The sequence below is a fragment of the Pseudoalteromonas sp. SG41-1 genome (assembly GCF_014164575.1).
Taxonomy (GTDB): domain Bacteria; phylum Pseudomonadota; class Gammaproteobacteria; order Enterobacterales; family Alteromonadaceae; genus Pseudoalteromonas; species Pseudoalteromonas rhizosphaerae.
The window spans coordinates 311,937-334,801 of the sequence record NZ_JACJFL010000002.1 but is presented as its reverse complement, the minus strand read 5'-3'; the positions used below and the strand labels follow the sequence as shown (position 1 = coordinate 334,801).

The following is a 22,865-nucleotide window of genomic DNA, read 5'->3' as shown; positions in this document are numbered from 1 at the left end:
CTTGTGTAAGGTACTGCAGTAAAGCTAGTTTTTATTCCCATTGACACGATAAAACTGCTGACTAAATTGAGCGTAGAGTACCGGCAATACAAATAAAGTAAGAAAGGTTGCGGTAAATAATCCGCCAACAATAACCGTTGCTAATGGTTTTTGAATTTCAGCACCGATGCCTGTTGATATCAACATGGGTATCAAACCAAGCGCTGAGGTTAACGCTGTCATTAGTACCGGTCGCAGCCGAGATAGTGCGCCATTAAATGCCGCGCTTTGTAGACTATCTCCCGCTTTAACGCGATTATTAATACTCTCAACCATCACCACGCCGTTAAGCACTGCCACCCCAAACAAGGTAATAAAACCCACAGAGCTTGGCACTGATAAATATTGCCCTGATACGTAAAGTGCAACCACTCCACCAATAACTGCTAACGGCACATTGACTAAAATCAGCAATGCTTGGCCTATTGAGCCAAATGCAAAATACAAAAGTAATGCAATCAAAGCCAGCGAAATAGGCACCACGATAGATAAACGTTGCTGCGCCCGTTGTTGGTTTTCAAATTGACCGCCGATATTCACACCATAACCTGCGGGTAAATCAACTTGCTCAGCTATGGCAAGGCGAATATCCGCGACGACTGAGCCCATATCGCGCCCTTGTACATTGGCTTGGATCACTACTCGGCGCTGAACGTCATCACGGCGCACTTGTGGCGGACCAGATTCAATATTAACCGTTGCGACATCTCCAACCCTAACCACGGCACCTGTCGGTGAGGATAAACGTAGGTCTGCAATGGCTTCTGGGCTGTCACGAAACTCTGCCCCAATGCGCACATAAATATCATACCGCTCATTGGCATTAATAATTTGCCCTGCCGCAGTGCCGCCAATGCCATCTTGCACTATCGACATTAAATCCCCCACAGATAAACCATAGCGAGAAAGTGCTAAGCGGTTCGGTTTTACCACTAATTGTGCTTCACCAGCAATTTGTTCCATTGCCACATCTTTAGCGCCAGCAACACCTTTTACAGCTTGCTCAATTTGCTGCCCTTTAGCGACTAACACATCTAAATCAGCACCAAACAGCTTAATCGCTAGTTGCGCTTTCACCCCTGATAGTAGCTCATCCACCCGCGTGGCTATCGGCTGTGAAAAGTTAAACAATAAACCAGGAAACTGCGCTAATTTTTGTTCCATTAACACTTGCAGTTGTGCACGATTAGCAGCTGATTGCCATTCACTCACTGGCTTTAAACCTAAGTAAATTTCAATATTATTAACTGGCTCTGGATCCCCCCCGACTTCTGGGCGACCAATTCGGCTAAGTGCATACTCAACTTCAGGAAAGGCCAATAATATCGCTTCCAACTTAGGAGCGACCATTAATGCTGTATCCAAGCTTGCCGAAGGTGCCAGCGTTACCCGTAAGTTAATAGTGCCTTCTTCAAGCTCTGGCACAAACTCAGTGCCTAGTTGCGGCAATAAGATACCAGCAATCACCACTAATATTCCCGCCAGGGAGATCACCGTTTTACGTGCGTTCATTGCCCAGCGTAAACATGTTTGATAAGTTTTATCTAACGGTTCAAGTAATACACTGCGCCTAACTGTGACACCTTTAGAAAATAAATACACTGCCATTGCTGGCACGATTACTAGCGCAACAATCACAGCAGAAATAATAGCTAACATGATACTTATAGCCATTGGCTGGAATAATTTAGCTTCTACACCTTCAAAACTAAACAGCGGCATAAACACGACTAAAATAATTAGTGCAGCAAAAAATACCGGCCTGGCAACTTCTTTAGCCGCCATAGTAATCAATTTAGCCGGTGAGTGATCAGCATCAGTATTGTTAGTTAAGTGACGAAAAATATTTTCCACCATCACCACCGAGCCATCCACCAGCATACCAATTGCCACAGCAATACCACCGAGTGACATCAAATTAGCCGAGAGCCCTAACCACGACATGACACATAAAGCCATACTAATGGAGATTGGTATAGACAATAAAACCAATAATGTGGCGCGTAAATTCATTAAAAACAACGCCAGCACAACCACAATAAATACAAACGCTAATAGCAAGGCATCTACCACAGTATCAACCGCTTTGGTGATCAAATCGGCTTGGTCATATAACGGTTCAAACGTTACCCCCTCTGGTAGTGCTTGATTGATCATCGCAATCCGCGCGCTAATACCATCAATGGTTTGCTTGGTATTTGCACCAATGCGTTTTAATACCACTCCTGTCACCACTTCACCTAATGATTGCACACTACCTTGACCATCTTTTTTACTCATCGTAGCGGCACCTTGGCGAATTTCACTGCCAAGCGTCACCTCTGCCACATCGGCAATGGTGATCACTGTGCCATTGATGGTTTTCAATGGCGTTTGTACTATTTCTTGCAGCCCTAGTGTGCCGGCATTAAACCAACCTGTTCCACGAATAACTAACTGCTCTTGGCCGCGGTTCATATACCAGCCACCTACATTGGTGTTGTTTTCTTCCAGTGCAGTTACAACTTGTTGTTGCTCGAGCTGATAAGCCAATAACTTATTTGGGTTAAGATTTACTTGGTATTGACGCACATCACCACCGAACGACAGTACTTCGGTAACCCCATCAACGGGTAAGATGAGTAACTTCACAATCCAATCGTTTAAGCTGCGCAGCGCCATACTATCCAAGCCAGACTCAGGTGATGCCGCTAATAAGTATTGGTAAACCTGCCCGAGCCCTGACGTATTCGGGCCCATTTCTGGCAAGCCAATCCCGTCCGGGATCAGTTCTTTCGCTGCTTGCAAACGCTCAAATACCAGTTGGCGGGCAAAATAGATATCCACCCCTTCTTTAAACACCACGGTAACACCAGAAAGCCCCGTTTTAGAAATCGAACGAACTTGCTCTACATCAGGTAATGCATACATGACCGCTTCAATTGGGTAAGTGATCAGCTGCTCAACTTCAACGGCAGCCAAACCTGGTGCTTCGGTATTAACAGCCACTTGCACATTGGTAACATCTGGAAAAGCATCAAGGTTGAGTTTTGGGATCACCACAACACTGGTGACAATTAATACACAAAGAGTCAGCAAAACCAGTAGTCGATTAGCAATCGCACTATCTATTATATTATTAAACATAGTGTTAGCTCCTAATGGTTGTGCGGATCAAAACCGCCTTTAGCTTGTTCTGATGCGACAAAAAATGCTCCTTGAGTAACGACTTTAGTGCCCTCAGCCAATCCTTTAATTTCACGAAGCTGACCAAACCGCCGGCCACGTTCAATTTCAGTTGCTATAAGTTCACCGTCTTCACCTTGCACATATACCGCCCAATCACCATCTGGGTTCCTAAGTAGAGCTTGCTCTGGTACCGCCAACACTTGTTGCTCAGTTGAAAATTCAAAATACACGTCACTAAACATCCCCGGGTGTAATTGATGCTGGCTGTTTTGTACACTTAAACGCACAATCCGTGAACGAGTGATCTGATCTATAGTGTGTGCTTCTTGGATCACCTTGGCTGGGTATGTGAATTGATTCACTTTCACTTGCGCTATTGTGCCTGTATCAATATTAATGGTTTGATTTGCCGACAATTGCGCTTCAACCCATAGTAGACTTTCATCAGCAATCAGCATAAGTTCAATTCCTGCATCGACCCGCTGCCCTTGTGCAAAATTATCACTGAGCACAGCCCCTGACGTACCAGCAAATAATGTGTACTCCCCCAGTTTATCGGCTGGGCTTACCGCACTTTGCGCAATTGCTTTAGCCGATAAACCAAACGCCACAAGTTGACTGTGAGCCACTTCATATTCTGCCTTGGCTGTGAGTAAGCGTTTTTCGCTCACCGTACCTTTGCCCATTTTTTGCACCCGCAGCCACTGTGCTTTAGCTAATCGATAAGTGGTTTGTGCACTGGCGACCTCAGCACTAAATAAAGTCACTAACGGTGCGCCTACTTGAATATGTTGTCCTAAGGTTGCGTGACGTTTCACCACAATTGAATCTACTCGTGGCGACAACACATAACTGCTATAACCATTAGCTTTGATTTCACCAGGGGCATACAACTGCGCTTGATAAGTGTGCTTTTCTAATGGGCTGATCTGCACATTTGCTAAACGCATTTGTGTCGGGGTTAAACGTACCCCGCCGGCTTGATCATGTGCAACATTCTCACTCGGTTGTACTGCTGTGGTAGCACTATGATCAAGGGCTGCATCTGGTGTATGAGCGTGCGGTGCTTCTTCACTGTGTTGATGACCTGTTTTTGTATCATCAAACTTTTGTTGTGCAACAGTGGTTGCCTGCCCTAAATTGCTAAAAATAAATAGCAGAGCAGAAAGAATAATTTTTAAGCGCGTCATAGTGCAGCTCCATCAGTTAGGGGATCCGTAAAGGTAGAAATATAATGGCTAAGTTGACCACTTTGCGTTAACCAATTCACACTCGCCAGTTGGCTCTGCTGAACAATTTCAATGCCAGCAAGTAATCCTGAAATACGCTGTTGGCGCATGGTTAAGTACTCAGCGGTACTGATATCACCGCTTTGCCATTGTTGCTCTATCAACGCAAGGCTGCTATCTGCATTTGCTTGGTTAATCGACTGCCAACGCTTAACGCGCTGAGCGTACGCTTGCATCACCTCTTTACTGGCTTGTGCTTGAAACGTCATAGTGCGCTTTAAAGCTTGATATTCGGCTTCTTTTGACATCACCGTAAATTCAGCGGCTTGGTATTCATCGCTAAAATTATTCACTATATTCAGCGGCATAGAAAAACTCACAGAGACAAGGTTATCATCACCATTTTTACCTGCTACAAGCCCAATGGTTGGTTTGACGGCTCGTTCGGCTTTGATCACCTTTACTTGCTGACGCTGTTGTTGCCATTGTGATTTCACCAGCAAAAGTTGTGGATGTTGGACCACATTTTCAGTATCTGTAGTGAGTTTAATACCACTGAGTAACTGTTCAGGTGTCAGCTGTCCATCTTCGTGCCACGTTGGTAACAGTGCCTGCACAGCTAATTTAGCATCTGCATAAGCACTGGCTTGTTGGGCGGTTTGATTCAAAATTTCTGATAGTGAGTACAATGCTAATTGTTCATCCAGCAACCCGACTTCTCCGGCCGCTCGACGGCGCTTAACCACGGTAACTAAACGCTCTAATTGCTGCTCTTGCTGTTGCGCTAACTGAAAAGCTGCTTTACTACTGCGCCAATTGATAAGCGCAATCAGGGTTTGTTCAACTAATTGTAAATACGTTAATTGCATACGCTGCTGCTGTGCAACCAGTGTCAGTAGCGCCGCACTGTGTTGTGCCTGTTGTTGATCATTAATATCAAATGTTTGGCTCAGCCCAATACTAAAATTATTAGCATCGCCTTCTTTTTCAATACTCGACTCAAGGTTTGGATTATATAGAGATTGCCCTGCAGCTCGCACAGATGCAGTGGCACTTTGCAGCTGCTGAAAATCAGCCTGTAAATTTGGGTGTTGTTTCAATTGCGACAACAACCAGGTTAAATCGGCGGTATTATGCGTTGGCGTAGCCAATGCGGGTGGTGCAGCTAATACAGTCGCACACAGACAAGCAAACCCAAATGGTTTGTATAAATTCATAACATATACTCTTACTAAATAAATCGGTGACCATAATATTGGCCAGCTAAAAATTAACTTAGTGAGTGAGTAATTGGAGGGCGTAGATCAGGAATAAGCAGACGCGAATTAAATACAGGGGCGTTCAAACTAATAATGTCGTAGCTTGGTAAATTGACATGCTGCTGCCACGGCTCAGTAAAAAATGCGGGGATATGACATACATGACAATGCGCATCATCGGCGTTATCAGCTAAGGCTTGGCTTAATTGCTGATGTTGCAGTTGGTGAATATCATGATCGTTATTGACAGAGCAGTGTTCGTCTAATTGACTTTGCTGATGTAATAATTGCGAGGTTACATTAATAGCAGTGTTATGATCAGCCACGTCAAAACTATCCAGCACGGGCTGAAGTAGTAATAAAGCTAAAATTAACAACACTGATTGCTTCAAGCAATAACCCCATACAAACGATATGCAAATAACTTTAACAGAACTTAATCCCTCTGCAAAGAATTTAAGACAGTTTTATTAATTATTATGCCAGCACTGGCTAATTTAATAACGCTCACTTAATATAAATCAACATAATAAAAATACATAGAAGCGCTAAATATGGCAAATCAACATTCTCACAGTCATGACACTGACAACCAAAGCAACCGCCAGTTAGGCTTTGCGGTGTTTATCAATGTGCTGCTAACAATAGCTCAAGTTATTGGCGGTGTAGTCTCAGGTAGCTTGTCGCTAATTGCTGATGCACTGCATAACTTAAGTGATGCAGCAGCCATTTTTATCGCCCTCATCGCCCGTAAAATTGGCAGTAAAGCCGCTGATGAACGTTACCACTTTGGTTATAAACGAGCTGAAATTTTAGCCACCCTATTGAACAGCACTACGCTAATCATTATTGGTGGTTTTTTAATACTAGAAGCCATTGACAGCTATTTTAACCCAACCCCAATCGATGGCTGGATTGTAGTGTGGGTGGCAGCATTAGCACTAGTAATTGATGTTGCGACGGCGGTGTTGACCTTTCGTGCGGGGGCAAAAAATAGCATGAATATTCGCGCTGCATTTATTCATAATGTGTCTGATGCTATGGCCTCGATCGTGGTAATTGTGGCTGGTACCTTAATTATTCTCTATCAATGGTATATTGTTGATTTGATTGCCACAGTATTCATTTCGGCATATGTAATTTATCACGGGGTATTACTACTGATTGAAAGTTGCAAAATTCTTATGCAAGCTGCGCCCAATAACTTTAATCGTGAAGCAATCACTAATGCGTTACAAAAGCACTTTACAATTAGCCAAGTACACAGCATTAAAGCCTGGCAAATTGATGAGAAAACAACCTGTTGTGAACTGGTGATCATAGCTACACAGCCACTTGATATTGACGCAATTAAAGACTATTTACACCATGAATTTGCTATTGAGCAATGTATTATTGAATATAAACAGCCACAATAACAAACCATGATGCGAACTCATAATTGCATTTAATCGGATTTTTATTGAAAACAGCTCGCGTTCTCATTTATCATCGCATCTTTATTTTTATAAATATCATAGGATATCTGTGTTGTTAAAGCTGTGGTTACGCCGTACTCATTTAATACTGACATTAGTTAGTGGGCTGTTTTTGATCTGTTTAAGCATCACCGGCGCTATTTTAATTTACGCAAAAGACATTCAGCAAATCATTAATCCGCAATATTGGACAGTAACCCCGCAATCAACACCACTGGCCTATCCGGTGCTTATCAATACGCTGGCTGTTCACTCCAAACAAAATGTCACTTTACTTATGCCAGAGCAGCAGCCCACTGTTGCATGGCAAGCCCAGCTTGCTGATAAAAACTATATCAGCGTTAACCCATATACCGGACAAGTACTGCTCAAATATGATTATTACAGTACAGTGTATGGCTTTACCATGGCCGTTCATCGTTGGCTATTATACCAAGATACAGATGGCAAAAAGCCGCTGCGCAATTGGGTCTCTATCTGTGCGTTAATTTTTATTATCAATATATTCGTTGGCGTATACATGTGGCTTAAACCTAAAAATCGCCTAAAACGTTTAGTAATAAAACCCAAGGCTAAATTACGTATTTTGCTTTACCAACTCCATACAGTGATTGGCATGTATCTGTTTATCCCTCTTATTTTAATTGCCTTTACTGGTATGGCATTTCACTGGAAAGACGAGACCAAAGCAGTGCTTGAGTTTGTAACACAAAATAATGTAGAGGCACGCCCTAAAGCGCCGGAACTCGAGGTGCCAAATATAATCAATGGCGATAACTTTGCAGTGGCTATACAAAACGCATTAGCTGTATTTCCTAAGGCTGAATTATTTCGTATCTATTTGCCTAAAAAAGCCAGCGACCCAGTTGCACTTAGAGTAAGAAACCCTGATGAAAGTCATGCTTATAGTTGGGTATGGGCCGATCAATACACCGGTCAAGTCCTGCAATCTTACGATGCCTCAAAGGCCAACCTTACAACTCGCGCGTGGAATTTTAAATACAAATTTCATATTGGCGATTTTGCCGGTTTTTTGGTGCAAATGTTATGGCTATTGGTTGCACTACTGCCTGCTTTTTTTACTATCAGCGGGGGTTACTTTTGGTATAAACGCCATTATAGATAACTCAGCATTATAACGTTTTAATAAATCAGCTCGCACTGGTGGTGATGTTGAACAATAACTTTAAGTTCACACCACCAGTAACACTGTCAGATCAACTCATGCCACCCTTACCTTTCAAATAACTGCCGTTCCTGACTCGATGTAAATGTACTTTTTGCCTTGTGGCAACTCATACTTTAAACAAGTGATGTTGCTTTATTTTTCCTATTTTAGCTCCTAAAATTAATCGTACCAATTACATGGAATTAATCACTTATTAGCGCATCAGGAAAAAAGCTTAAGGACGAGAGCTATGAAAAGTGTTCTATTATTATTTATAATCAACCACCTGTGTTTTTTTATAGCAGCCGAGTTTTTTACTGGCACCTTGAGCAAACTATCAGGTAATAGCTTTCTCTCAGTGATAGGAATCATTTATGCCTTTGTGGGTTTTCCACTCCAGCTACTTATTGAGCTACTACTGCTTATTGGTTTTTGTTATCAACTTTTTAATGTCGGAAAATATCAAGCAAGTGCGCCGCTTTGGTTGGCATTTTTTGCAAGCATAATGCTGATGTTTAACTTTTTTGAATAGCAAAAAAAACAAAATGCAATTGATAATAACTATCAATACCCTTGCCTTTACACTTCTTTACACTTATTATTGCGCCAATAAAAACAGCAATATCTCATAATTACATAGTCGTAAAGGATCTTCATGTTTAAAACCTCTTTCACTTTATTAGCCCTCGCTGTAAGCACTGCCACTTTTGCCGATGAAGCAATCAATAAAAACCAATTAACCGATACGCAAATGGAGCGTGTGGTTGTCTCTGGTAGCCGTGTTTTTGAAAGCATTGATGAGGTTCCCGCATCAATTACTATTATCAATCAACAGCAAATCGAAGAGCATTTAAAAGTAAATCCAGAGCTACAAAGCTTACTTGCGCAAATGGTGCCGGGCCTTGCCCCTGATACAGGTAGTTCGAGTAATACCGGGCAAACGCTGCGTGGTCGCGCACCACTTATAATGATTGACGGCGTGCCGCAATCAACCCCACTGCGTAATGGCTCTTTAGGTATAAAGAGCCTCGACCCAAGTGCTATCGGCCGCATTGAGGTGATCAAAGGTGCCACCTCTATTTACGGGAACGGTGCATCAGGCGGTATTATTAATTACATCACTAAACAAGCAAAAAGTGATGGTAAAACCGAAGGTGAAATAAGTTTATCGAGTCGCTTTAGTGCGGTAAAACTTGAGGAAAGTGCCGGTGCAAGGCTATCAGCAGCCATTAATGGCCGTGCTGACAAATTTAGCTATTTAGTTACTGCCAGCTATGAAGAAAATGGCGTACAACGCGATGCCCAGGGTGACATACTCGGTTTACAATATGGTTTATCTGACGCAGTTACACAAAACTACTTTACTAAATTGGGCTATGATTTTGATGACGAAAAACAGCTACAATTTAGTTATAACTACTTCAGTTCGCAGCAAAAAACTGACCTTGGCGATGTTGCTGGCGATATCAGCTTAGGCGAAAAAACCTACGCAATCCATGTACCACCTGAATTACAAAAACAAGGTAAACCACAAGGCCCCGAAGGCAACGAAAATATCACCCTAAAGTACATAGACTACGCGCTATTTGATAACACCCAAATGACCTTAGATCTTTATATGCAAGATATAGAAAACGTGTTTTTCTTCTCCCCCAATCTTGCTAATCAAGACGAAAATTATGACGGCGGCCAGTCAATTATAAGATCAGAGAAAAAAGGCGCACGCGCAACATTTAATACCCTAATAGATTTTGATTCTATCGAAGCCTCATTTATTTATGGTATCGATGCATTAACCGATGTGACTTCGCAGCCACTTGTTGATGGCCGTATCTGGGTTCCAGAGATGGATATGCAAAGTGTTGCTGGCTTTTTACAAACCAAATGGGTGATTGCTGATGACCTTATTGTCAAAGCCGGTGTTCGCAAAGAAAGCATTGATTTAACGGTAGACGACTACCGCACACTTAAACTATGTAAAACGCCAACTCAGTGCTCAGTACCTATTAACGTTAAAGGCGACACTATAGATTACGATGCGACAACCTATAATGTTGGTATTAAGTACAACCTTGATGAAAAATTCAGCCCATTTTTAAGCTACTCACAAGGCTCCGATATTTCAGACATTGGCCGTTTGTTGCGTGCTGCCACGGTAAACGATATTGGACAGATCCAAACTGAAGCCTCGATCATCGACAACTATGAAATTGGTTTTAATTCACAATTTGATAATGTACGTATTGAAGTTGCCGCCTATCGTAGTACCTCTGAACTTGGCACAACCAATAAATTTAATGAAGTGACCGGCGTATATGAACCAGTACGAGCACCACAGGAAATTTGGGGCTACGAAACACTGGTAGATTATACAATTTCTGCAAACCTAAAATTACTGGCAACGTATAGCTATGTTGAAGGTAAAAACACCGAAGCAGATGTTTATTTAGGTTCTAAACAGATCAGCCCACCAAAAGCGACAGCTAACCTAAACTGGCAACCCAGTGATGCTATGTCTCTAACATTAAGTTACCTGTATGTCGGCGATAGAAAACGCTTTGCAGCAAATGACGATGGCAAATATGTGGGCGATCAGGGCCCTGTCGAAAGTTATAATATTTTTAACTTAACTGGCCAATACCAATTTGCTGATAACTGGCAAGGGTTTGCAGGTATTGAAAACTTATTTAACGAAGATTACTTTCCAGCCCGCGCTCAGTCATATACATTCGGCGGCTATAACATCAAAGGTTTAGGAACAACAGCAACTGTTGGCGTTAAATATAAATTTTAAGCATCATTAAACTCGTTCATTGCGCTGTGCAATGAACGAGCCTTTCTTAATTTAACCTTTAACCTTAAATATAAATAGCAATCTGTTCATAAAGCAACCAACAATGCAAACTTAAACGAGAATCACACGCAATATTAACCATATGATTTAAAAGGAAAATACTTGCAATTTTGTGGTTTTACACTAAACTTGTCGCAATTATGAATTTCAAGGTAGGCCGTTATGAAAGGTAATCAAAAAGTTATCGACAGCTTTAACACATTGCTTGCAAATGAACTTGCAGCAATCGATCAATATTTCATCCACTCACGTATGTACGATGATTGGGGTTTAGATAAACTTTATGTACGCCTTAATCATGAAATGGAAGAAGAAAAAGATCACGCTGATTGGTTAATTAAGCGTATTTTATTCCTCGAAGGCGTACCGAACATGACCAAACGTCGTGATCTAATTATTGGTCATGATGTTAAATCAATGATGCAAAATGACTTAACCCTAGAGCTTGAAGTCGTTGAGTGTGTTAAAGAAGTAATTGCAGTCTGTGAGCAAGAAAAAGACTATCAGTCACGTGAGATCCTTGAAAAGCTATTATTCGATACCGAAGAAGATCACGTTTACTGGCTTGAACAACAACTTGGTTTGATTGATAAAATTGGTAGCCAAAACTATCACCAATCACAAATGGGCGAATAGGAGCTAAATTATGAAAGGCGATAAAGACGTTCTTGTTGCATTAAATAAAATACTGGCAAATGAATTAGTAGCCATTAACCAATATTTTTTGCATGCCCGTATGTTTAAAGATTTTGGTTTTAGCGCATTAGACAAAGCCGATTACAAAACCTCGATTCAAAAAATGAAAAACGCTGACCGTTTAATTGAGCGTATTTTATTTTTAGAAGGCTTACCTAATCTTCAAGATCTTGGCCGTTTACGCATTGGCGAAAACAGCGAAGAAATGATTGCCTGCAACATGAGTTTTGAACTAGATTCATTGGTTGATCTAAAAGATGCGATCAAACTTGCTGAAAGTAAAAAAGATTATATTAGCCGCGAAGCGCTCGATAACATTTTATCTGAGCAAGAAGAGCAAATTGACTGGCTAGAAACGCAACAACAGTTAATTAAAAGCACCGGTATTGAAAACTACCTGCAGTCGCAAATGTAACGTTTGGTTAATACCAAAAAAGCAGCTTAGGCTGCTTTTTTAGTTTTTATAATACAGATAAATGTCACTGAGTTTAAACGATTACCAATAAGCAATAGCTACGCCACTTGCTCAGTAATATCAGCAATTTGAATAAGCTTACGGTTGAGGATCTTTTTAGTACAGCCGCAGCATTTGCCGCACTGGCTACCGACTTTAAGCTCTTTAGAAAGCTCGCGCATTGTAGTCGCGCCTTCGTCGATTGTTTGTTCAATTTTTTTATCTGTCACACCGTGACATAAACAGATATACATGAATACAAACTACTCTCAATTACATTCGAGCTTGTATATTAATCTAAACGTAAACGGTTCGCAATTAATAATCGCATAAAATTGAGAATTATTTTTATTTGCTTAATTTCATATAGTTTTAGATGATCACCGCAATCCGGTTAACTGATATGTGCCCTAGCGGTCATTCAGGGATTATATTCTATCTGCAAATTTCACTCATTGACGATTTAGTAGCTATCTACTTACTTCTTATTGCTTACCAACATTAAGAAATTCCGCATAAACTTCTAAGTCAATTTGATCCCCAACAATCGGTATATAACTGTCCATGCCAAAGTCAGAACGTTTGATTTGACCTACCGCGCTAAAACCAATGGTGTATTTTCCTGTCATCCAGTTGTCTGCTCCACCGTGAAATGTGGCTTTAAACGTCACAGGTTTGGTAACACCTCTAAGAGTTAAATCACCTGAGAAATTAAAACTGTTATCAGATATAACTGTAACAGTGTTGCTAGTAAATGATGCCTGCGCAAAACGTTCACTGTTAAACCAAGTGTCATTTTGTAAGGTTTCTGCTAAGTCAGCATTATTAATATCAATAGAGCTAATATCCACCACTGCGTTTAATGACGCGGCAGTCATATTATTAGGATCAAAGTTGAGTTGTGCATCAAATTTATTAAAACGCCCTACATAGGTTGATAACCCTAAATGTTGGATTTTAAATATTAATGCAGCATGTTGACTGTCTAGCTGATATTCGCCCGCTTGAAGCGCTATCAACTCAGATTTAACAGTTGGTGCAATCCAACTCACACAACTTGTCAGTAACAGCGCAGCACACATAACTGAGACCGAATGTATAAATGTTCGCATTGTATTCTTTAACGCTGAGTTCATAGTAGTAAAGCCATTAGTAATGTGTTGAGTGTAGGTAAAATAAAACGTCATTTTTCATAAAATCAAAATATATAATGCCTCATATTTTCCATTTTCACTTCTCTTTTATATTCTGATGGAGTGAAGCCGTGAATTTTTCCTTCACGCTCAAAGCCGAACTACTCAAAAGTGCATTTAGCGGACGGTGGTAACGCCCTAAAAAGTAAAGTGCGTAGCTGAGCGAAACCGAGTCAAACTTTAGCAGTTCCGCCTTAATTAGCTTATTAAGCGCCGTTATTACTGTCTTAAGGTTATCATTTCTTTTGCTACAAGTGCAGCTGAAGGCAAAAACATTGTTGAGATAATACGTTGATCTGCAATCACAGCGTGTTTATCTTTTAATGTTTTTTTATTTTGAGCAATAGCACCATTCTTATTAAGTTGATTTTCAATAAGAAAAGGTAAAAGTGTTCCTTGTTTTGCCCATGGTTTCGATGTTTCAGTAGAGTTAGGAAAACCAGCTATTTTTTTTCCTTTCACCAAAAACTCCCCATTAGATAATTTCACGTTTACAATGCCCGCTGAGCCATGACCACCAACACCTAAAATACCACCTGACTCATAAATACTACTGATAATGGATTGGATTTGTTTGTTATCTGTAACGTCAAACATTACTCCATAGCCACCACCTATGAATACGCCCCAATAGTCATTTGGGTCAATTTGAGCAGGTTTGAATGAGCTGTTTGCTTTTTCTAAGAAGCCTTCATATTTGATGGTGTAACTACTTATACCTAAAGGCTCCAACATAAACTTAACTTCTCCACCATTAGGTGATACAAAGTCAACTTCAAAGCCGTGGCTAAAAAAAATGTGATACGGAGGTGCAAATTCCCATAAATTATTTCTTGCGTCATGCTGTTCAGGATCCCCCATATTTATCATATTAGATGCCACTATCAGTACCTTCTTTTTAGGCTCTGCTATTGCATTTGTGGCTAGCAAAGCGCCTGTTAGTAAAATAATGGATAAGAGTTTCATTTTTTTCCTTTATAAATAATTAAACTATTATTTAGACGAGACAAAAGACGAAAAGGTTTAAATATAGAATTTGTATCGGTACTTAAAAGCGTATTAGGAAGGCCTGCAAGATAGAGGTTTAGTCAAGTCAGATAAAATAGTTATCAATGAACGACCGCTATCCGAACGCAGCCAACTGTAAAAAGAGGGCCTATGCAGTCTTAGTCTTTGTAGCTTATTTTCTGCTTGGGTTTTAAACGCTAATAACTGCTGGCAAATTTCAACTTATTGAAAATTCTTAACCCCTTTAATTTCATTTAGTGCTAGATTTTCTAAATTTTTTATCAACCATAAAACGCTAAATTTATATTTCAGATGCTCAACCCTCTCACACTTAAAGTAAGAGGGTTATCATCTTTAAAAGTTAATTGTGATGCCAATAGATGGTAAAGGCATACCAGGGAACTGGTAGTCTTTTTCAAACTCGCTGTAGTCTTGATTGTATTCTAGCTCCTGGACTGCGCGTGAAGCATAAACATTTAACACTTCAAAATATAAATTAGCATCAAAGCCATAGAGCTGTGTTTTATAATCTGCACGAATGTCTAAACGGTGGTAATTGCTCCATTGTGAACTGTTAAATTCACTGTATTTTGGAATATAAAAGAGCGCATTTTGACTGCCAGTTTCTTTATAAGGCTGTGCAGATAATACTGGCGTATAGCGCCTGCCACTTTGAAATCGCCATTTTGCACCGACTTGCCAGTGATCATTCCATTTATAATCTAAAACCAAGTTTGCAACCCAAGGCAGGTCAAATTCAGAATTAAACGCCTCTGCTGTTAATGGGTTATTTCGCTCTGTTTTACTATAAGCAATACTTGCCCAGCCAAACCAGTCGTTCGACAGTTGCTTATTTACAAGTATTTCAATCCCATACGCTTCGCCACTGGCAACATCATCAAAAAGCAGATCACTGAGTGCTACATCGTTTTCGCTGCGAGCTTGTGCTTGCGGGTTTGCAACAACGAGGTTTTTCAATTCTTTGTAAAAAAGCTCTGTTCGTAGAGCTATTCCATCAGCTAATTGTGAATCAAGGCCTAAAACCCATTGCGATGAATTACTCGCCTCAAGGCTTGGCTCTCCATATTGAGCGGTTAAAAATTGATAGTCATCTATAAAGGTATGATGGATCCCGTAGTTTAGTCTGAGCGTGTGATTGTCATCGAGGTCGAAGCCAATCCCTAATCTTGGTTCAACATAACTTTGGCTGTTATTGTCTGTGCCAACAACAGCAATGCCGATTTGATAATCAAGTTTAGCAGTGATTTGCCCCGTAAGATGGGTGTAAGCATGATAATCTGAAATAGTTAAAGTCCCTTGCTCATTAAATTTAGGACTAAAGTAGCTAGGTGGGCACATTTCAAATTCGGTATTACACGGCATCAACCGGCCACTGGCTAGATAGTCTACAGACGTGTCTCTATAGGTGGCACCAAAATTTAACGTAAAGGATTCTGCTACGTATTGGTTTTCAGTTTTGAAAATCAATTTTGTGATATCTGCATCCCATCTAAAAACCTCCCCTTCACGCTCTTGCTGATTTTGAGTCAATAAATTAACACTAAAATTAGTCTCTATTACATCGCCAAAATGTTGCAAACTCACCGCTTGACTGTGGTAGTAAGTTTGATATCTTTCGCCGCTGGCTAGATCAGGATTTTTAGCAATATCTCTACCGTCTTGATCAAACGCTATTTCGATATAATCTTTTGCGCCACTGGCGGAGAATCGAATAATATTGTTTGCGTCAAAATCCCAAATAAATTTTGCCTGATAGTCTCGATTTCTCGGTGGTACCGCGAAAGAAAAGTCTTCGTCTTCTATAAAATTATCAACATAAGTATGAACTAAGCTTTCTCGAAAAGAAACGTAGAACGCTGCGTTGCTTGATAAGGCCTGTTCATATAAAAACCCACTTCTAAAAAAGCTTAAGTCGATCACTCGTGCCGGCTCCACACCATTGGGATCTCTTAAATTGGTTAATATCACTCCGCCATTCGCATTTGCGTATTGACTGCTCCAAGCCCCCGTTTTTAACTCAAAACTCTCAACGAGAAGTGGGTTATAAACACTTAACCCGTCATTATGAAAAACATACCCCATCTCCAAGCCATCGGTAAGATATAAGTTGTCATTGCTCGAGCTACCACGTATTGCAGGCTGCGCAACCGGGCCTCCGGTGGCGGGAGTTGCAAGTACAACCCCCGGCAGTGCTTCTAAGCCCTTTAATGGATCATTACCGGTGCCTGGTAATGATAAGAGCTTGTCTGAACTGATCTTTAAACCATCTGGTTTTACTGCGATCACCGTTATTTCTTCGAGCTCTTTTTCATCACTAGCCTGAGCGTTAATGACTGCCAAAGCACAGATTGTTAAAGGTAATAATCGTGTCATTTTATTCATAGTATCCATTCCTTGTATAAATTGTGATGACAACAATTTACGCCATGGATTGAATTTGCTTTAATTAAGTTTGTTGATTTTGAACGAATGGGCAGCTTTTTGTATGAATGGGCATTTTCCGTTAGGTGAGATAAATCCTTGGCGATATTTTTTTATCTTGGGGTTTATTTTAGCAAGCTTATTTACCCTCGTTAACGATGATGAAACACGTCATGTTGTTGAAGTTTTTTTACAGTGGCAGCTTCAAGTTCATAGCGGATCATTATTTTTTATCGCCACTCACCTATTTTTAACTAGCCGATTATCAGGACTTAACAGTGCTTTAAAGTTGCTAGTGAGCGCATTTATTGCCTCTCTATTTTATGCCCCCGTCTCACTGCTATTTGATGTTTATTGGCTACATGATACTGATTATACCCTCGCAGCTTTAGTCCAAGAATGCAGTGATATGATCCCCACGGCAATGTTTTCTTGGTTAGTTGTAAACCTACCTTGGTTAACTGGGCTTTCTTTGCAAAGAAGAACACCTTTACCAGAAACGCCGCCCGACACGCCAACTTTAGCAATTGCTCACACAATACCGATATCCCCTCCCTTAGCGCCACTCAAAGCTGCAGAAGTAATAGAACCAGAAACAAAAAAGCTTACCGCATTTTTACAGCTCGCTACTGTAAATAACGTGGATGAAATAGTCTATTTAAAAGCTGAGCTACATTATTTAAAAGTCGTTGCACATGATTTCGAAAAACTGATCTTATTTAATTTAAAAGATGCCATATCGGCTTTGGCCGAAGCTGATGAACAACATACAATGAGTCAAACTCACCGTAGTTATTGGGTCAATCGGGCGTATATTCGCAGTGTAAAGAGTAAAGGTCGCCAAGCAACACTACTCATGAGCAATGATGATAAAGTGTTGGTAAGTAGGAATAATATGCAAAAAGTAAAAGCATGGTTTTAAGCATACGTTTATATTCAATTACAGAGTTCACCCTCAGCCGCACCACAAAACCTGTTGTTGTACCTTTACTCTAAAAAAGAAATGTGGCAAAGTGCGCACTTCTCGGGGGAGTAGCCTGCTTGATGCCTTTTAACTTAAAGCGCAGCAAGTAAACTTATCAACATAATTGCACCTCATGTGCATGGTAAGTTTGTAATGTAGCAAGCATTATCGGCAAGACTTGGGTAAACACTATCCTCATGGCGGGAGATAGGCGTTTACCTTGGTTTAATGTTCCCGCCTTATAGAAGTAAAATGGATACATTTATCACATCAACCGTCACCGTTGCTTTAGCTGAAATAGGCGATAAAACGCAACTTTTATCCCTGCTGTTAGCTGCCCGCTTTACCAATAAACCTGCACTTATTTTAGGTATTTTAGTCGCTACTATTATCAATCATGGTTTATCTGCATGGTTGGGCGATTATTTATCGCAAAGCTTTACCTCTTCGTACCTGCCTTGGATTGTGAACGGCTGTTTTATTGTCGTTGGCTTATGGCTACTGATCCCAGATAAAGATGAAGAAGTAAGCAATAAGTACGATCAATACGGGGCTTTTTTAGTTGCCTTGGTGCTGTTTTTCATTGCCGAAATTGGCGATAAAACCCAAATAGCAACAGTATTGCTTGGCGCTCAATATCAATCAGTGTTGTGGGTAACCATAGGAACCACTGTAGGTATGTTACTTGCCAATGTGCCGGTTATTTATGCTGGCAATGCCTTGCTAAAACGTATTCCAATGGCAAAAGTAAGAATGCTTGCTGCAATAGTGTTTGTTGCTTTGGGTTGTTACGGCCTAGTTACTAGCTAACTTTATCTGCACGTTACAGCACCGGCGAATATAGTTTTGCTGGTGCTTGGCGTACACTAAATGTTTGCGTTGTGAGAAGTAGCGAACAACATACTAATAAAACACTAACTGCACCCATGATACCAAACCATTGCAATAATGAAGGCTGCTTACGCTTTACTCTCAGCCAATTCATATACAATCCAGCCATACATATACAGGTCATTAAACAACCAAATACAGCCCAAATTAACTTCGTACCTAGCCCTGCAAAGTTGCCAAAATGCAAAGGATCGGCGGTATCTTTGATGCGCGCGATAACAGGTAAATCTGCGGCTTTTTGAATTGCCAGTACATCTGCTGAAGCTGGATCTAAATACACTTTATTAGCTCGTAAACGTACTAAAATGTCATCATTATCGCCCAGTACCACAACCGGTTTATTTGCTTTGCTTGGGTATTGTATAGCGCGAATCTGTAAACTTGGAAACGCTGATTGCGCCGCGTTTACCATGGCACTTATCGCTGGCGGATGCGCGGCGTCAGTTTGTAGATCCGTAACCTCTGCGGGGGGTTTTATATAATGGTCAATTTTGGCTGTTTGTAGGGTGTGTTCAACTAAGTACCACACGCCAGTAATGGCCATGACCACAATAAACCAGTAACTCCAAAGCCCCAGTAATTTATGCCAATCAGCCCAGCTGCTACGATTGGTTGTTTTTAATTGCCGTGGCTTTTTTAAAAAATGTCGCCACCACTGGCGATAAACAATCGGACTAGTAACCACTAAAATAACCAAGAGAATGGCTAAACTCGTGACGATCAACTTACCAGTCCAACCCATCGATAGATTCATGTGCCAGTTACGTAAAAAGCGCGATACTCGCCCCCACTGACCTTCGCCAAGCCATTGCCCCGTCGCACCATCAACATACACAAACAAAAACTGTTGCTGCCACTTAAGCGACACTTCGGTTGCTAAGTAAGGTTGCTGATGGCGCAATATGCTAATGATTTGGCTGCCAGGATAACGCTGGGCAAGTGTATTCTCAATTGCAGCAAAGTCAGTATTAGGGAAATGCGAGAGGGCACGAAATTTACTATCACTAAGATATTCAATTTCGTGGCTCAAGGTTGCCAACGTGCCAGATAAACACGTTATCAATAACAAGCTGCCAACCAAGAGCCCAGCCCAAGCATGTAAGTTAAACCACTGCTTTGCTTTCATAATCCGTAATTGTCAGTTTAGAATGTGTACTTAGCCGACAAATACACGCGGCGTGGTTCCCCCGGGAAATGCCCAGCACGAGTTATAAAGCCACTTGATGCATACTCTTTATCAAACACGTTTTTAACTGAGAGCTGCCAAACCCATTGTTGATATTCAGTCTTCCAAGCCATGTTATAAACGGTATACGGCTGTACTTTATCACCGTCTAAACTGACTTGTTCATCAACATAATCAAGACCTGCCGCGATTGATGAGTGCAACTGCGGTAACTCATAACGCGTCCACAACCCTGCGGTATTTTGTGGCGCATTGGCAAATTTATCGCTGCCTTTTGCTTGCGCGGAAAATTTTTCACTTTGCTCAACAATACGCGTGTCGTTGTATGCGTAACTTGCTGTGATCACTAATCGCTCAGTGATATCACCAACAATCTCAAGTTCAAAGCCTTGGCTGTCAACTTCGCCTAACGCTTCCATTTGATCAACGCCGGTGTCTGATATCTCAGTGCTGGCTTGTAAAATATTGTTACGGATAATGCGATAGGTTGCCATGTTCACAGCCAACGAGTCATCAAGTAACTTAGTACGTAAACCAAGTTCACGAATATTGCTGTGCTCAGGTTTAAATGGCCCGCCTACATCTTGATTTTGGTTACTGGCTGATTGTGGCATAAAGCCTGTGCCATACAGCGCATAAGGGAAAAAGGTATCGTTTAAGTTATAACTTGTGCCAATACGATACGTCACATCGCTGTCTGAAAACTCGGTGTTATTAAGCACATCGGTGTCTTCAAAACGATCGTATCGTAAGCCAACCGTAACATTCCATTTATCGGTAACATCAACTTGGTCTTGTGCATACAGGCCAATACGTGTTGACTCAGTACTTGATAAACGCGGTGTTACGTTTGCTAAATCATAATCATCTTTTGAAGTCAGTCCATACACAGGATTTAATATTGAGATCCCTGGGACTGGGCCGCCTTTACTGGCTTGTACAGCTGTTCTATATGCTGATTCAAACTCATGCTTATACCAATCTACACCCACCAGCATCACATGTTGCATAGCGGCAAGCTCAGTGTCAGCAATTAAATTGGTAGTAAAACTAAGCCCGGTATTTTCGCGTTGTTGATCACGAAATTCGCGCTCGCTCCAATCCAGTACTCCATCGCCATCTGTGTCACTTAGTCCACGCGGCTCATGATAGTTTTGATTAGCATCGTTACTAAAATAACGCGCAGTGATATCACTGCGAAATACCTCATTAAATTGGTGCTGAAAACTTGCTTGAAACACGTCAGCAATAACGGTTTGATAATCCGTTGCTTCATTATGATTCCAGCTAATGTCGGCAATGAAGTTACCGTTTTTATCCACTGGCACCCCACGTAATCTAGCGCCGCCTAAATCTTGATCAACATGGGTATATTGCAATACCAAATTAGTATCGTTACTAAAATCAAATCGATAGCCTAAATCAATAATGGTATTATCTTCGCTGGTATTTTCACGAAACGGTTTATCTGAATCTTTATAAACACCAACACGGTAGGCTTGGGTCTGTGCGTCATTGGCACTGCCCGTTGATTCGATTGCGGCACTAAAAAAATCATCATTACCCAGTTCAACTGCAACGGTTGTTTTACTATCATAGCTGGGCTTTTTGGTCATATAATTAATGATCCCGCCAGGGTTACCACTGCCGTACACAGCGCCACTAGGGCCTTTTAAAACAGCCACTTGCTCAATATTAAACAACTGTGGTACCGCAAAACCACTAAATGGGTCACCTTTTACACCATCGTATAAAATTTCATCTTGGCGAAAACCACGAAACGTAACACCTGAGTAACTAAAGCCATTAACACCCGCGATATTACTGTATAGATCAGTTACTTGACGTGCAGCCTGATCGCTGATTAACGCTTGCGGAATAACCTGGATTGACTGTGGAATTTTCTCTAGCGGCGTATCGGTACGAGTACCAAACGTTGATTCTGTTGGGCGATACAGTGAAAACGCTCGTCCAACGACTGAAATGGTTTCTATGTCGTTTTTTACAACAGTAGACTCATCAGTTGCAGATCCTGCTGCTGTTGTTTGCGCAGCAACGACAACAGGCGCAATGGTAATATAACTTAGGGCTAATGCTATTAAAGAAGGTTTCATTGATATTTATACAGCAATCAAAATAATTTACGGCATGATAATAAAAACCACTATCATTTACAATGCTGAAGTGGAATTATTCTCTTCTTGTTGCAAAGCTTATTTAACAATCTTTAAAATCTCTTTAAATACAGGTGTCGCTGCCACTTCGGTCCATTGAAAAATCACACTTTCAGCGCAGCTGATCACAGCACCGGCTTGTCTTAACTGAGCGATGGCTAAATCGCGGTGCAGATCATTACGCGAACTAATCGCATCCATGACTAAAAACACCTGATAACCTTGCGCCAATAAATCTAAACAAGTTTGTAATACGCATACATGCGCTTCCATACCAACTACAATGATTTGCGTGCGCTTATAGCTAGCAATAAGCTCTAAAAAACCGTCCTCTTTACACGCGCTAAAGTGGGTTTTATCAAAGTATTCAGCCTGCCCAATCTGAGCTTTTAATTGCTGATCAGTTTCGCCAAGCCCTTGTTTATATTGTTCGGTGACTAAGATAGGAATTTGCAACAATTGTGCGGCTTTTACTAATTGCACTGTGACCTGTTTTACTTGTTCATAACGAGGCATCGCCGGACTTAATTTGTCTTGAATATCGACAACTAACAGCAGACTTTGCATGGTGTGTGTATTAAATGAGTGAGGCAATGTGAACATCCTGTAATCTAAACATAACTAACAGCATAAGTGATTTGTTATATAAAGTTAATTCTTTA

At 41.0% G+C, this 22,865-nt stretch carries 19 protein-coding genes; 8 read left to right on the top strand and 11 right to left on the bottom strand.

Translation table 11 applies throughout. The features are described 5' to 3' along the window. Positions 1–24: 24 nt before the first annotated feature. The 4 genes from H5203_RS02885 to H5203_RS02870 are packed head-to-tail and all read right to left on the bottom strand — an operon-like array spanning position 25 to position 6,087. Complete coding sequence (locus H5203_RS02885) at positions 25–3,165, bottom strand: efflux RND transporter permease subunit (protein WP_182819350.1); 3,141 nt, start codon at positions 3,163–3,165, stop codon at positions 25–27. Positions 3,166–3,176: 11 nt separating this feature from the next. Beyond that, a complete protein-coding gene (locus H5203_RS02880) occupies positions 3,177–4,397 on the bottom strand; it encodes an efflux RND transporter periplasmic adaptor subunit (RefSeq protein ID WP_182819349.1) in 1,221 nt (406 codons plus the stop codon). Further along, positions 4,394–5,653: a TolC family protein gene (locus H5203_RS02875; RefSeq protein ID WP_182819348.1), complete on the bottom strand. Its 1,260-nt coding sequence runs from the start codon at positions 5,651–5,653 to the stop codon at positions 4,394–4,396. The genes H5203_RS02880 and H5203_RS02875 overlap by 4 nt, the downstream gene beginning before the upstream one ends. Positions 5,654–5,706: 53 nt before the next feature. After that, positions 5,707–6,087, bottom strand: coding sequence for a hypothetical protein (locus H5203_RS02870; protein ID WP_182819347.1), 381 nt, complete (start codon positions 6,085–6,087; stop codon positions 5,707–5,709). A 162-nt stretch (positions 6,088–6,249) separates the two neighbouring features. On the opposite strand from H5203_RS02870, the gene H5203_RS02865 reads away from it, so the two are divergent. From H5203_RS02865 to bfr (H5203_RS02840), 6 genes are all read left to right on the top strand, one after another. Beyond that, a complete protein-coding gene (locus H5203_RS02865; protein WP_182819346.1) occupies positions 6,250–7,113 on the top strand; it encodes a cation diffusion facilitator family transporter in 864 nt (287 codons plus the stop codon). 112 nt (positions 7,114–7,225) lie between these two features. Next, positions 7,226–8,299: a PepSY domain-containing protein gene (locus H5203_RS02860; RefSeq protein WP_182730923.1), complete on the top strand. Its 1,074-nt coding sequence runs from the start codon at positions 7,226–7,228 to the stop codon at positions 8,297–8,299. Positions 8,300–8,591: 292 nt separating this feature from the next. Then, positions 8,592–8,873, top strand: coding sequence for a hypothetical protein (locus tag H5203_RS02855; protein WP_149980079.1), 282 nt, complete (start codon positions 8,592–8,594; stop codon positions 8,871–8,873). A gap of 123 nt (positions 8,874–8,996) precedes the next feature. Then, on the top strand, positions 8,997–11,135 hold the full coding sequence (locus tag H5203_RS02850; protein WP_145236246.1) for a TonB-dependent receptor: 2,139 nt from the start codon (positions 8,997–8,999) through the stop codon (positions 11,133–11,135). Between the two features lie 222 nt (positions 11,136–11,357). Beyond that, positions 11,358–11,831 (top strand): bacterioferritin, encoded by a 474-nt coding sequence (gene bfr, locus H5203_RS02845; protein ID WP_149980077.1) that lies wholly within the window; start codon positions 11,358–11,360, stop codon positions 11,829–11,831. Positions 11,832–11,841: 10 nt separating this feature from the next. Continuing rightward, on the top strand, positions 11,842–12,306 hold the full coding sequence (gene bfr / locus H5203_RS02840) for a bacterioferritin (RefSeq protein WP_145236253.1): 465 nt from the start codon (positions 11,842–11,844) through the stop codon (positions 12,304–12,306). A 98-nt stretch (positions 12,307–12,404) separates the two neighbouring features. Here the strand turns inward: bfr (H5203_RS02840) and H5203_RS02835 are convergent, their stop codons facing one another. The 4 genes from H5203_RS02835 to H5203_RS02820 all read right to left on the bottom strand — a co-directional run bounded on the left by H5203_RS02835 (position 12,405) and on the right by H5203_RS02820 (position 16,949). Continuing rightward, a complete protein-coding gene (locus H5203_RS02835; protein WP_145236256.1) occupies positions 12,405–12,599 on the bottom strand; it encodes a (2Fe-2S)-binding protein in 195 nt (64 codons plus the stop codon). Between the two features lie 231 nt (positions 12,600–12,830). Beyond that, positions 12,831–13,457, bottom strand: a complete 627-nt coding sequence (locus H5203_RS02830) for a YceI family protein (protein WP_259397088.1) — start codon at positions 13,455–13,457, stop codon at positions 12,831–12,833. A 300-nt stretch (positions 13,458–13,757) separates the two neighbouring features. Beyond that, positions 13,758–14,504 (bottom strand): type 1 glutamine amidotransferase domain-containing protein, encoded by a 747-nt coding sequence (locus tag H5203_RS02825; protein WP_145236262.1) that lies wholly within the window; start codon positions 14,502–14,504, stop codon positions 13,758–13,760. Between the two features lie 396 nt (positions 14,505–14,900). After that, positions 14,901–16,949: a TonB-dependent siderophore receptor gene (locus tag H5203_RS02820; protein WP_182819345.1), complete on the bottom strand. Its 2,049-nt coding sequence runs from the start codon at positions 16,947–16,949 to the stop codon at positions 14,901–14,903. A 103-nt stretch (positions 16,950–17,052) separates the two neighbouring features. On the opposite strand from H5203_RS02820, the gene H5203_RS02815 reads away from it, so the two are divergent. Continuing rightward, positions 17,053–17,910 carry a LytTR family DNA-binding domain-containing protein gene (locus tag H5203_RS02815; RefSeq protein ID WP_182819344.1) on the top strand — a complete coding sequence of 286 codons (858 nt, stop codon included), beginning with the start codon at positions 17,053–17,055 and terminating at the stop codon, positions 17,908–17,910. 294 nt (positions 17,911–18,204) lie between these two features. Further along, on the top strand, positions 18,205–18,762 hold the full coding sequence (locus H5203_RS02810) for a TMEM165/GDT1 family protein (protein ID WP_182819343.1): 558 nt from the start codon (positions 18,205–18,207) through the stop codon (positions 18,760–18,762). 13 nt (positions 18,763–18,775) lie between these two features. Here the strand turns inward: H5203_RS02810 and H5203_RS02805 are convergent, their stop codons facing one another. From H5203_RS02805 to H5203_RS02795, 3 genes are all read right to left on the bottom strand, one after another. Beyond that, a complete protein-coding gene (locus H5203_RS02805) occupies positions 18,776–19,969 on the bottom strand; it encodes a PepSY domain-containing protein (RefSeq protein ID WP_182819342.1) in 1,194 nt (397 codons plus the stop codon). Positions 19,970–19,986: 17 nt separating this feature from the next. Then, the gene (locus H5203_RS02800; protein ID WP_182819341.1) at positions 19,987–22,143 is read right to left on the bottom strand and encodes a TonB-dependent siderophore receptor; all 2,157 of its coding nucleotides are present in this window, start codon (positions 22,141–22,143) and stop codon (positions 19,987–19,989) included. Between the two features lie 99 nt (positions 22,144–22,242). Next, entirely contained in the window at positions 22,243–22,806 is a 564-nt protein-coding gene (locus tag H5203_RS02795; RefSeq protein WP_182730866.1) for a hydrolase, read from the bottom strand. Positions 22,807–22,865 lie beyond the last annotated feature (59 nt).

Bases quoted from the DNA above. Each gene is read 5' to 3' on its own strand.
- H5203_RS02820 (WP_182819345.1), bottom strand. From the start codon at position 16,949: ATGAATAAAATGACACGATTATTACCTTTAACAATCTGTGCTTTGGCA.
- H5203_RS02810 (WP_182819343.1), top strand. From the start codon at position 18,205: ATGGATACATTTATCACATCAACCGTCACCGTTGCTTTAGCTGAAATA.
- H5203_RS02855 (WP_149980079.1), top strand. From the start codon at position 8,592: ATGAAAAGTGTTCTATTATTATTTATAATCAACCACCTGTGTTTTTTT.
- H5203_RS02815 (WP_182819344.1), top strand. From the start codon at position 17,053: ATGAATGGGCATTTTCCGTTAGGTGAGATAAATCCTTGGCGATATTTT.
- H5203_RS02825 (WP_145236262.1), bottom strand. From the start codon at position 14,504: ATGAAACTCTTATCCATTATTTTACTAACAGGCGCTTTGCTAGCCACA.
- H5203_RS02850 (WP_145236246.1), top strand. From the start codon at position 8,997: ATGTTTAAAACCTCTTTCACTTTATTAGCCCTCGCTGTAAGCACTGCC.
- H5203_RS02835 (WP_145236256.1), bottom strand. From the start codon at position 12,599: ATGTATATCTGTTTATGTCACGGTGTGACAGATAAAAAAATTGAACAA.
- bfr (WP_145236253.1), top strand. From the start codon at position 11,842: ATGAAAGGCGATAAAGACGTTCTTGTTGCATTAAATAAAATACTGGCA.
- H5203_RS02805 (WP_182819342.1), bottom strand. From the start codon at position 19,969: ATGAAAGCAAAGCAGTGGTTTAACTTACATGCTTGGGCTGGGCTCTTG.
- H5203_RS02800 (WP_182819341.1), bottom strand. From the start codon at position 22,143: ATGAAACCTTCTTTAATAGCATTAGCCCTAAGTTATATTACCATTGCG.
- H5203_RS02885 (WP_182819350.1), bottom strand. From the start codon at position 3,165: ATGTTTAATAATATAATAGATAGTGCGATTGCTAATCGACTACTGGTT.
- H5203_RS02795 (WP_182730866.1), bottom strand. From the start codon at position 22,806: ATGTTCACATTGCCTCACTCATTTAATACACACACCATGCAAAGTCTG.
- H5203_RS02865 (WP_182819346.1), top strand. From the start codon at position 6,250: ATGGCAAATCAACATTCTCACAGTCATGACACTGACAACCAAAGCAAC.
- H5203_RS02875 (WP_182819348.1), bottom strand. From the start codon at position 5,653: ATGAATTTATACAAACCATTTGGGTTTGCTTGTCTGTGTGCGACTGTA.
- H5203_RS02880 (WP_182819349.1), bottom strand. From the start codon at position 4,397: ATGACGCGCTTAAAAATTATTCTTTCTGCTCTGCTATTTATTTTTAGC.
- bfr (WP_149980077.1), top strand. From the start codon at position 11,358: ATGAAAGGTAATCAAAAAGTTATCGACAGCTTTAACACATTGCTTGCA.
- H5203_RS02830 (WP_259397088.1), bottom strand. From the start codon at position 13,457: ATGCGAACATTTATACATTCGGTCTCAGTTATGTGTGCTGCGCTGTTA.